At 46.4% G+C, this 9841-nt stretch carries 14 protein-coding genes and 1 pseudogene; 11 read left to right on the top strand and 4 right to left on the bottom strand.

Translation table 11 applies throughout. From position 1 onward, the window contains the following. The 3 genes and pseudogenes from JGK07_RS08640 to JGK07_RS33140 all read left to right on the top strand — a co-directional run. Window positions 1–256: pseudogene (locus JGK07_RS08640) on the top strand (RNA-guided endonuclease TnpB family protein); the annotation flags it as partial. Window positions 257–314: 58 nt separating this feature from the next. Continuing rightward, window positions 315–542, top strand: a complete 228-nt coding sequence (locus tag JGK07_RS33145; protein ID WP_363319285.1) for a transposase — start codon at window positions 315–317, stop codon at window positions 540–542. A gap of 205 nt (window positions 543–747) precedes the next feature. Continuing rightward, entirely contained in the window at window positions 748–1044 is a 297-nt protein-coding gene (locus JGK07_RS33140; protein ID WP_363319284.1) for a zinc ribbon domain-containing protein, read from the top strand. On the opposite strand, the gene JGK07_RS08635 is transcribed toward JGK07_RS33140, so the two are convergent. Continuing rightward, the gene (locus JGK07_RS08635) at window positions 1024–1305 is read right to left on the bottom strand and encodes a hypothetical protein (protein ID WP_293187129.1); all 282 of its coding nucleotides are present in this window, start codon (window positions 1303–1305) and stop codon (window positions 1024–1026) included. The genes JGK07_RS33140 and JGK07_RS08635 overlap by 21 nt on opposite strands. Window positions 1306–1443: 138 nt before the next feature. Here JGK07_RS08635 and JGK07_RS08630 point away from each other — a divergent pair, with 138 nt between their 5' ends. From JGK07_RS08630 to JGK07_RS08620, 3 genes are all read left to right on the top strand, one after another. Beyond that, window positions 1444–1998 carry a hypothetical protein gene (locus JGK07_RS08630; RefSeq protein WP_293187128.1) on the top strand — a complete coding sequence of 185 codons (555 nt, stop codon included), beginning with the start codon at window positions 1444–1446 and terminating at the stop codon, window positions 1996–1998. Between the two features lie 136 nt (window positions 1999–2134). Then, window positions 2135–3022: a hypothetical protein gene (locus JGK07_RS08625; protein WP_293187127.1), complete on the top strand. Its 888-nt coding sequence runs from the start codon at window positions 2135–2137 to the stop codon at window positions 3020–3022. Between the two features lie 173 nt (window positions 3023–3195). After that, window positions 3196–3768, top strand: coding sequence for a DUF2996 domain-containing protein (locus JGK07_RS08620; RefSeq protein ID WP_293187126.1), 573 nt, complete (start codon window positions 3196–3198; stop codon window positions 3766–3768). A 546-nt stretch (window positions 3769–4314) separates the two neighbouring features. On the opposite strand, the gene JGK07_RS08615 is transcribed toward JGK07_RS08620, so the two are convergent. The 3 genes from JGK07_RS08615 to JGK07_RS08605 form a co-directional block, all read right to left on the bottom strand. Further along, the gene (locus JGK07_RS08615; RefSeq protein ID WP_293186563.1) at window positions 4315–5130 is read right to left on the bottom strand and encodes an alpha/beta fold hydrolase; all 816 of its coding nucleotides are present in this window, start codon (window positions 5128–5130) and stop codon (window positions 4315–4317) included. Further along, entirely contained in the window at window positions 5117–5311 is a 195-nt protein-coding gene (locus JGK07_RS08610; protein ID WP_293193378.1) for a hypothetical protein, read from the bottom strand. Before JGK07_RS08610 ends, JGK07_RS08615 begins: the two co-directional genes overlap by 14 nt. A 123-nt stretch (window positions 5312–5434) precedes the next feature. Further along, window positions 5435–6160, bottom strand: coding sequence for a 1-acyl-sn-glycerol-3-phosphate acyltransferase (locus tag JGK07_RS08605; protein WP_293193377.1), 726 nt, complete (start codon window positions 6158–6160; stop codon window positions 5435–5437). A gap of 546 nt (window positions 6161–6706) precedes the next feature. Between JGK07_RS08605 and JGK07_RS08600 the strand changes: the two genes are divergently transcribed. From JGK07_RS08600 to JGK07_RS08580, 5 genes are all read left to right on the top strand, one after another. Continuing rightward, window positions 6707–7021 carry a hypothetical protein gene (locus JGK07_RS08600; protein ID WP_293186559.1) on the top strand — a complete coding sequence of 105 codons (315 nt, stop codon included), beginning with the start codon at window positions 6707–6709 and terminating at the stop codon, window positions 7019–7021. A gap of 130 nt (window positions 7022–7151) precedes the next feature. Next, window positions 7152–8879 (top strand): succinate dehydrogenase/fumarate reductase flavoprotein subunit, encoded by a 1728-nt coding sequence (locus JGK07_RS08595; RefSeq protein WP_293186557.1) that lies wholly within the window; start codon window positions 7152–7154, stop codon window positions 8877–8879. Window positions 8880–9027: 148 nt separating this feature from the next. Continuing rightward, window positions 9028–9273, top strand: coding sequence for a hypothetical protein (locus JGK07_RS08590; RefSeq protein WP_293186555.1), 246 nt, complete (start codon window positions 9028–9030; stop codon window positions 9271–9273). Then, a complete protein-coding gene (locus JGK07_RS08585; RefSeq protein WP_293186554.1) occupies window positions 9266–9610 on the top strand; it encodes a hypothetical protein in 345 nt (114 codons plus the stop codon). Before JGK07_RS08590 ends, JGK07_RS08585 begins: the two co-directional genes overlap by 8 nt. Then, window positions 9607–9813, top strand: coding sequence for a hypothetical protein (locus JGK07_RS08580; protein ID WP_293127010.1), 207 nt, complete (start codon window positions 9607–9609; stop codon window positions 9811–9813). Before JGK07_RS08585 ends, JGK07_RS08580 begins: the two co-directional genes overlap by 4 nt. The last annotated feature ends 28 nt before the right edge of the window (window positions 9814–9841 follow it).

The following is a 9841-nucleotide window of genomic DNA, read 5'->3' as shown; positions in this document are numbered from 1 at the left end:
CAAGAAATTCTTTAACAATCATGTAAAGCCTGAGTTTACATGGATTAAAGAAGCGGGAATTTGCCAGAAGATAACTCAATATGCTTTCGACAATCTTGGGGATTCCTTCTCCTTATTTTTCTCAAAAAAAGGTGGATATCCCAAATTCAAGAAGAAGGGGCATCATGATTCTTTCACGATAGATGCAGGTGGCAAACCAATTCCGGTAGGTGGTACGTCCATAAAGTTGCCGACTATCGGCTGGGTAAAAACCTAGGGCGGATTGCCTCACACCACCGTGCCGTGTCAATCACTATTTCACGTACCGCCGACAGTTGGTTTATCGCTTTTGCTTACGAACAGAAGAGCCAACTATAAAGCAACACGATGTTGTGGGTGTTGACTTGGGAGTTAAAGAGTTGGCAACCCTTTCGACCGGTGTTGTTTTGCCTAACCCAAAGCATTACAAAACGCATCTCAGTAAGTTGCGTAGGCTGTCAAAGGAGTTATCCCGAAAAAAACAAGAGGCTCTAGAAATAGATTTAAGGCGAAACAAAAACTAGCGAAGCATCATGCTAAGGAATGAAAATTTAATAACCTAGACGACTATCCCCCCCTTAGCCCTTACTGGAAAAGAAATGGGGAAGCAAAGTTGCTTAAATTATTCAATTTTCATTCCTAAGGTAGCGAATCTCAGAAAAAATACTCTCCATCAAATCACTACTTACTTATGCAAAAACCACGCAAAGATAGTAGTAGAGAATTTGAATGTTTCTGGGTTACTGTCTAATCACAAGCGAGCTTCGAGTTATCGCTGATTGTGGATTCTATGAATTCAAACGTCAACTAGAGTATAAATCTCAAAAGTTTGGCTGTGAAGTAATCATTGCTGACCGCTGGTTTCCTTCGAGTAAGACTTGTTCAAACTGCGGACATATTCAAGATATGCCGCTGAAAGAAAGGACTTACAACTATGGAAGTTGCGGTCATTCGATGGACAGGGATTTGAACGCAGCGATTAATTTATCGCGCTTGGCTAGAGCGTCAAAGCTTACCGAGGGATAGCCGCTCCCATGCCCCCGATGAAGTAAGAAGCAAATGTCTAGACTTGTCTAGGATTTGTATAGCAGCTTTACCCACAAAGCAAGACCTAAGTTGGAAGGCCGAAGCAACACGATTGACGGACAATTCCTCTGAAACCTCTAGATAAATCTCGGGAAAATCAGCGAAAATTGTTTTGAGATTGCTGGCCATCAAAAAACTTAGTTTTTTTACCTCATCCCCAGAATTGATCTGTGGAGCAATCTTTCTTTCTTCTTCCTTCAAAACTCGCAATTGCAAAAAATCCTCTGCCTGCGGGCAGAGGATTTTTTCGCAAAGGACACAAATCACTCGCTCGGGGAAGACAAATTGGTAAATCGTGAGCCACAATTGTTATGGAAACCTACTAATGAGGAGAGAGCGATGCAATTTCCCCCCGCACGCCGAATCTTAGCTCCATTTCTGATCTCGGTACTGCTGCTCGTGACTTCCTGCGGTCAGAATCAGCCCCCCTCCCGCTGGGACAAAGCCCAGCAGGAAAGCACCCAAAAATCGACTAAAGCCAAGCAGACAAATGCTGACAAATCCACTGCTAGTAATCAAAACCTGCCCAAGAAGGCAGTTGCAGGCGGTAAGTTAAATAAATACTTCCCGTCTGCTGGCGGCGGATTCGATCGCGTTTTCGCTCAAGAAAAATCCGGTTTTGCTGAAGCTAAACTGAACAAAGGCGGTAAAAATGTCGCGGTGCTTTCGATTAACGACATCGCCGGCAACCCCAGCGCCGGAGCCAAATTCCAGCAAAGCACCAAGCAAATTAGCGGCTATCCCGCTGTCAGTCAGGGCGCTAACATCACTGCTGTTTTAGTGGCAAATCGCTATCAAGTCAAAGTTCAATCCCGCGATCCCTCTTTTACCGCTAGCGAGCGCGAAGCTTGGCTGTCAAAATTTAACCTGAGCGGCCTTGCTAGTGTGAAATAGCAGTGTCTCAGATCGAACTTCTCGCCCGACTCTAGCTCTGGCGCTATCAAAACTATGTCTGCCAAAATCAGACTGTGAAGTTCTTGCCATCTACCAAAAGTAATACCTTTGATTTCTGTTCAACAAGGAGTTTTTTGTGAGCAAAACAGTCTTTGAATTAGTCGATCAACTGCCTAAAGACAACATGACTGTCAAAGCCCTGCGAGCGCTTGACTTTGTTGTTCCAGGCGAGTGGAACAATTTAGTTGGCTTTGAAAATACCATTCGTACGGTAACAGGCGAAACTGACGAAGATATGATCCAGCAAATTGGCGATCGGGCCATCACCCTCTACAACGATAAATCGGAAGGCTACCAACGCGCTCTCTGGCTTTACCAAACGATCGACAGTGCCTCTAGCGCCCTCGGTACAGCAGCCCTAGCTAACAAAGTCGCCCAAAATGTGCCGTTTTTGTCCGTGCTGGGAAATCTCACCCCCAAGCCTGAAAAAGCTCAGACGATCGACCTTTCTCTAAAATTAGTCACTGAATTGCTCGCTTTTTGCCAAATTAACGGCATTCCTGGCGACAGCATCGGCGATTTTGCCGGGGCTTTGGGCGACTACGGCGGTGAATCCCTGATGCGGATGGCTGCTTTGGTTTGTTTTGATGGTTTGATTCCCCTGGGCCCAGACTTTATCATGGCTACTCAGTCTTGGATTCAAAAGCTCTCCCCTAGCGATTTGCAAGACAATCCGGCGTTTAAGTCGATCGGCGGTATGATTCCTGGTGGTAATCCCGCAGGCCAACTCGGATTTATCGGCGAAAGCTTTAACTCGGTTTCCGGCTGGATGGGCTCGTTTGTGAGCGATCGAGGTTTGACTCCCCAAAACGTTATGGGGCACTTACAGAGTTTTGTGGAAATTTCTGCCGACAAGGTGGACTACGTGGGCGCTTTCCTGGACATGACTACCAACTACTACGAACACACGGGCGTTCAAACTCTCGCCCACCGTTTGATTGAACGAGCTGTCGCTGAGATTTAGAATAAGCATAGTCCTCAGTCATTAGTCAGTAGTCATCGGTTAGTAGTTATTGGTTATTAGTTATTGGTTATTAGAAACAACAACTAAAACTAACAACAAATAACAACCAACAAACAACTACTGACTCCTGACTCCTGACTCCTCTACTCATCACTTTTTAAAAGGAAGCACCAATGGCAGAAGAACCGAAAAATCCAGCAGCAGGCGAAGCCGAAACAGAGGCCCTTTCTGCTGAAAACGCTCCGAGTTCCGACACTCCGGAAACCAGCGACATCCCCAGCGCTGACAAGCCTGCGCCCGCTGCTAAAAAAGCGGCCGCCAAGCCAGACGGTGACAAGCCCCCAGCTAAAGCTAAAAAGGAAAAAGCACCTGCTGTTGAAGACAAGCCCTTTGCGGAATTTATTCAACAAGATTATTTGCCCGCCTTGCAAACTGCTTTGACCAAGCAGGGCGTTAAGGATTTAGATGTGAGTTTGACCAAGCAAAAACTCCCCGTTGCTGGCATGAGTTCCGCCGGAGATTGCTGGCAAGTAATTGGTAAATTTCAAGAAGGTCAGCGCCAATTTAACTTGTATTTTCCTCAAGAAGATATTCAAAGTCAAAGAGCATTTTCCTGCGCTGAAAATAACACCAAAACCAGCACTTTAGAGCCTTTTTTGATAGACGAGCGCAAGATTACCCTAGACCTCATGGTCTTTGGTGTCGTCCAGCGGCTTAATGCTCAAAAATGGCTGAATCTTAATTAGTTATCGTGCAGTGCGAGCGTCCCGCTCGCGAGTCTTAAGATAGCTCGCGAGTCTTAAGATAGCTCGCGAGTCTTAATATAGCTCGCGAGTCTTAATATAGCTCGCGAGTCTTAAGATAGCTCGCGAGTCTTAAGATAGCTCGCGAGTCTTAATATAGCTCGCGAGTCTTAATATAGCTCGCGAGTCTTAATATAGCTCGCGAGTCTTAATATAGCTCGCGAGTCTTAATATAGCTCGCGAGTCTTAAGATAGCTCGCGAGTCTTAAGATAGCTCGCGAGTCTTAAGATAGCTCGCGAGTCTTAAGATAGCTCGCGAGTCTTAAGATAGCTCGCGAGTCTTAATATAGCTCGCGAGTCTTAAGATAGCTCGCGAGTCTTAATATAGCTCGCGAGTCTTAATATAGCTCGCGAGTCTTAATATAGCTCGCGAGTCTTAATAATATAGCTCGCGAGTCTTAATATAGCTCGCGAGTCTTAATATAGCTCGCGAGCGGGGACGCTCGCACTAAAAAAAAATACAAAAATGAGATGCTCCCTGACTGCTCACTAATGACTCCTGACTAATGATAAATATTCTTCTGATTCTGCCAAAAAATTGCGAGCTTGCATAATTGCGTAAAGGTCAACATCAGTTTCCAACAAACAAGCATGACCGCTATTAGCCAGCATCACCATTTCAGGATTCGGAATTACCTTGACTAAAAGCTTCGCTTCTGCCATAGAAGGCAGCAGCCGATCGGCTCCGCTAGCAATTACTAACGTCGGCTGTTCGATCGCACGCAACTGATTTTCATCCACATTAAACGATCGCACTAACGCCAATCTCCACACAGACGTATTTTGCGGTACCGCTTGCATCGCTTCCAGCAAAGCTCGCCGATCGTCCCGCCCAATCTTTCCTAAGGATGCTAATATCGGCAACAGACCGATTACCGACAGCGGATAAAGATTCGCCGGCAGCCACTGAGTCAGGTGAGAACCCCACTGCACCCAAGGCTGTTGTCGGAATGAAGAAGCTGGATTAACTAAAATTAGTCGATCGCACAATTGGGGAGCTTCTAAAACAACTTTTATCGCTAAACAGCCCCCAAATGACTCGCCGCACAGATAAACTGGCCGCTGATTGGCTTTCTTTTCTGCTTCAATTAAGGCAATTGTTTCCTTAACCAGTACCTCCCAGCTAGCCATGTCGTCGGCCGGTATAGCTAAGCAGCGAATGTCGAAATGCGGAGCTAATTTAGGAATTTGCGATCGCAGCAGCAAACCTCCCCCGTCCATACCGGGCAGAAATACAAATAAAGGGCGATCGGGTTTGGGCGGTTTCGGGCTGAGAAAACGAACCTTATTGTTAGCAGTTGGCATGATTAAACTTAATCTGGTAATTGGTAGTTGGTAATTGGTAATTGGTAGTTGGTAATTGGTAATTGGTAATTGGTAATTGGTAATTGGTAATTAGTAATTGGTAATTGGTAATTGGTAATTGGTAATTGGTGATTGGTAATCTTGCTCGCGAAGCCGAAGGGTCGCAATTGGCAATTGGCAATTGGTAATTGGTAATTTATTGCTCATTTTTACAACTGTCAACTGTCAACTGTCAACTGTCAACTATCAACTGTCAACTGTCAACTGTCAACTGTCAACTGTCAACTGTCAACTGTCAACTGACTTAAACACACCCTCGCTCGAGTAATTGTGCAATTTCCCCCTGACAGTGTTCTGTAAGTTCAGCCACCACTGCTTTGGCCTTTTTGCCTCGATACTGCTGCTGTCGATCGACTGTAATCCAGTAAGGGCGGCCGATTAAAATATTAACTCGTTGATAAACTATCACAGGATGCCACCCAGCGCGATCGAACAACGGTTCGGAAGGATCGAACAAACTCAGCAACTTCAGCGGTAAACCCGATCGCACCGACTTTTCCTCCATCGAAGCAATCGCCACCGGCAATACCGCCAAATCCCGCACCGGCGCCCGCAAAGCCAAATGAGCAAATCCCCGCTGAAACTTCCCGATGGTATTGGGTTGAGTAAAGTTCACCATCGGTTCTGCACCCTCAGGAAACACCCCCACCATCTCCCTGTCTTGTAGCAGCGCCGTCGCTTGAGCGAAAAAATGTTGCTGTCGGTGCTCCGGTGCTTCCAAGGGGAAAGCCCCAAAACTCGTGACAACTTCCCGAATCACCGGAACTTGACCCATGTAGTGATGACAAGCAAACCGGATCGATCGACCCAACGCTGCTGTCAGCACCAAAGGATCTAAGAAACTGCGGTGATTGCTCACCACCAGTACCGGACTTTCTTGCGGAATCCGCTGCTGGTGGTGTACAAACATCTGCGTTCCCACACCAGCCAGGAAACAGCGCGAAATCATTAATGTGCGATCGGAAGACATGGGCTAAAACACAGGTAAAACGCTTTCAACAGTTGACAGTTGACAGTTGACAGTTGACCGAAGGAGAGCGACCTCTACCCTTAAGTCCGAGGATTGGAGTAATGAATAGTCTGATTTTCATTTCTCCCGCTCCGGGTTCCGGCTTTCAACCAATTCTTTCTGGAAAAGGTTGATTCCATACCCATGCAGCTTAACATTACTTTACAAAAATCGCGATCGGTCAAAAAGTATACTTTCCCCTTGTGCCTTTCTGTCGTAGTCCTGCACGCACGGGGGGTCAGAAACCAGGTTTTTGCGAAAAGACTCGTTACAGGCGCCAAAACAGTAAAAAACCCAGTTTCTTTGTCGGAGTGCCTAAGTCTGGTTTGGTAAAATTTCCCAGTCAGAAGTAAAATTTTATAAAGTCTTGTTGCAAACTTCTATAAAAATGTTTAAAAGAACGCCAAAACCAAGTTGTAGCAGCTAAAATTATAAATTCACAGTGGGCATTGACGCACTGTCAAAGTATTTTTCGACAAGTCGTAATAGCAATCTCCCGAGGCATCAATGGATAACATTCACAACTATCGCCTTAAATGTACCCTCACCTTTGGCGACATTTACGGTCAAATCATTGTTTGGCTGATAGTCATCTTCCTGAGTCTAGCGTCCGCACTCGCCCTCTGGAGCAGCGCCCGCCAAATCTACGCCTTGGCTACAGTTGGCTTGATTTTAGTGCTGTCTCTGCCATTCTTGCTGTTTGCTTTCGTGACAACTCTACTCAATAACATAGAAGTGCTTTCTGTAGACCCCGCCACCGAAGATCAACCTTCTGCAACGGGAAATCAGTCCCATCAAAGGTCTGTCGAAAGCGTCGGCTAGTCGAATTTGAAATTTTAGATTTTGATTTTCGATTAAAATCAAAAGTTAAAAAACTTCCCGATCTTTTGGTAGGAAGTTTTTTTTTGCGTCACCATAAGTTGAGCAGAACACTCAAAATAATTAAAAAACAATGCTAGAACACGACGTGATAATAGTTGGCGGCGGTTTAGCAGGTTGCCGCGCAGCCGTAGAAATTGCCCGGACTGACCCAAGTTTAAAGGTAGCTGTTGTTGCCAAAACTCACCCGATTCGATCGCACTCCGTCGCAGCCCAAGGCGGCATGGCCTCCAGCCTGCAAAATGTCGATCCAGATGACAGTTGGAAAGCCCACGCCTTCGACACAGTAAAAGGTTCAGACTATTTAGCCGACCAAGACGCCGTAGAAATCCTCACCCGCGAAGCACCCGGTGTCATCATCGATTTAGAGCACATGGGAGTCCTGTTTTCGCGCCTCCCAGACGGCAGAATTGCCCAGCGCGCTTTCGGCGGACATTCCCACCGCCGCACCTGCTACGCCGCCGACAAAACCGGTCACGCCATCCTCCACGAATTAGTCAACAATCTGCGCCGTTGTGGAGTTCACATCTATCAGGAGTGGTATGTCACGCGCCTGATTTTGGAAGCAGGCCAAGCCAAGGGCGTAGTTATGTTTAACCTGATAGACGGCGAAATTGCCGTCGTGCGCGCTAAGGCGGTGATGTTTGCTACGGGGGGTTACGGTCGAGTTTACAACACCACCTCGAACGATTACGCATCGACTGGAGACGGTTTGGCGATGGCGGCGATGGCGGGATTGCCGCTGGAAGATATGGAGTTTGTGCAGTTTCATCCGACTGGTTTGTATCCGGTGGGAGTGTTGATTTCGGAGGCTGTGCGGGGTGAAGGGGCTTATTTGATTAATTCCGAGGGCGATCGATTTATGGCGAATTATGCCCCGTCGCGGATGGAATTAGCGCCCAGGGACATTACATCGCGATCGATTTCCTTAGAAATTCGTGCAGGTAGAGGCATTAATCTCGATGGTAGTGCAGGCGGCCCCTTTATCTACCTCGATTTGCGGCACATGGGACGCGAAAAAATCATGAGCAAAATACCTTTTGCTTGGGAAGAAGCGCACCGCTTGCTAGGAATTGATGCCGTAGACCAGCCGATGCCAGTGCGTCCTACGGCTCACTATTCAATGGGGGGAATTCCAACGAATATTGGCGGACAAGTTCGCAGCAGTGCTGACAGTTTGGTAGACGGTTTCTTTGCGGCCGGCGAAGCAGCTTGCGTGTCAGTTCACGGCGCTAACCGTTTGGGCAGCAATTCGCTCTTAGAATGCGTAGTTTACGGCAAAGTTACTGGCGCAACCATAGCACAATTTGTCCAAAATCGCAAGTTACCCGCAGTAGACGAACAGCGTTATATTCAGGAAACACAAGAGCAAATTCAAGCACTTGTAGACCGTCCCGGACAATACCGAATTAATCAAATTCGGCAAAAGTTCCAAGATACGATGACTGAGTATTGCGGAGTATTTCGCAGCGCCGAATTGATGCAGGAAGGTTTGCATAAATTGGAGGAATTGGAAAAACAATATCAAGAAGTTTACTTGGACGACAAGGGTAAATCTTGGAATACGGAAATTGTGGAAGCTTTGGAATTGCGGAGTTTGATAATCGTGGGAAAAATGATTTTAACTTCGGCTTTGAACCGTCAGGAAAGTCGGGGCGCTCATTCGCGGGAAGATTTTTTGCAGCGGGATGATGAGAAGTTCTTGAAGCATACGCTGGCTTATTATTCGCCTGCGGGGATTGATTTGGCTTATATGCCGGTGGCGATTACGATGTTTGAGCCGCAGGAGCGGAAGTATTGATTTATAGGGTGTGTCAGCCCTAAATAAATTTTGTTTGTTACCTAATTACCAAATGGCTGACGCACCCTACTTACTAAATGGTTAGGGCTTGTAGCGTAAGGCTTTTAGACGTTCTAGCTATACCTCACCTCCCCTAGAAGTGCTATATATGAGTAAAACGACACAGACATCTCAATTCCAGCAAGCTCTTGAAGCTGTAGAAGTTTTATCACTAGAAGATCAAGCCATGCTTCTAGATATTCTTCAAAATCGTCTGCGACAACAGCGACGCAATGAATTACTCAAGGAGGTGGCAGAAGTTCGTCAAGAGTATGCTGAGGGAAATGTTAAATTTTGTTCTGCCGCCGATTTTATGGCGGAGTTGGATGATAGTGAGGAGAAAGTTCATGGCTGATTTGCCCGATAGAACTATTACAATTATCCTAGAATTACAGCGCCGACTGGTGCAGCTAATCAATCAAGCGGGAGCGACTGAACTATCTGTTTTTGAAATATTTGGAGAAACGGAGGCAACTGCTTCTGTGCTAGAACAATTGACAAACATTAGAGAACGAGCTACTTCTTCTTATTCTCGCCTTTCTAACCTGCTCCTGCGAATTTCGGAATTTCAGCCGATCGCTCCTACTGCTACCATAGAACTACTGACTCAAACGATAGAACAAGCTGAAGCTACAGCCGAGGCCGGAGAAGCTACTGTCCGAGAAGCTAAAAGTGATTGGAACCTACTATGACTCAACAACCGCAACCAGAACCCGAAAAAGTAAAGCAGACAGTTGCTAAAATGCGCGAAGTCTGTCGGCAGTTTGATAGTCTTAATTTTGCACTTGATGAACTGATTGCCCAGATAGAAGCAGATATTCGGAATAGTCCTCTCACAGCTTATCGTTTAGGGAGAGCCAAGTCTGTTGCTGGGCCTGCGGAGTCAGAAAGTTAGTGCTACTGTCATTGGTTGCGATCGCTTC

Origin of the sequence: Microcoleus sp. PH2017_24_DOB_U_A, assembly GCF_020738205.1 — a bacterium.
Classification (GTDB): Bacteria; Cyanobacteriota; Cyanobacteriia; order Cyanobacteriales; family Microcoleaceae; genus Microcoleus.
This window is presented reverse-complemented; position numbering and strand designations above follow the sequence as displayed.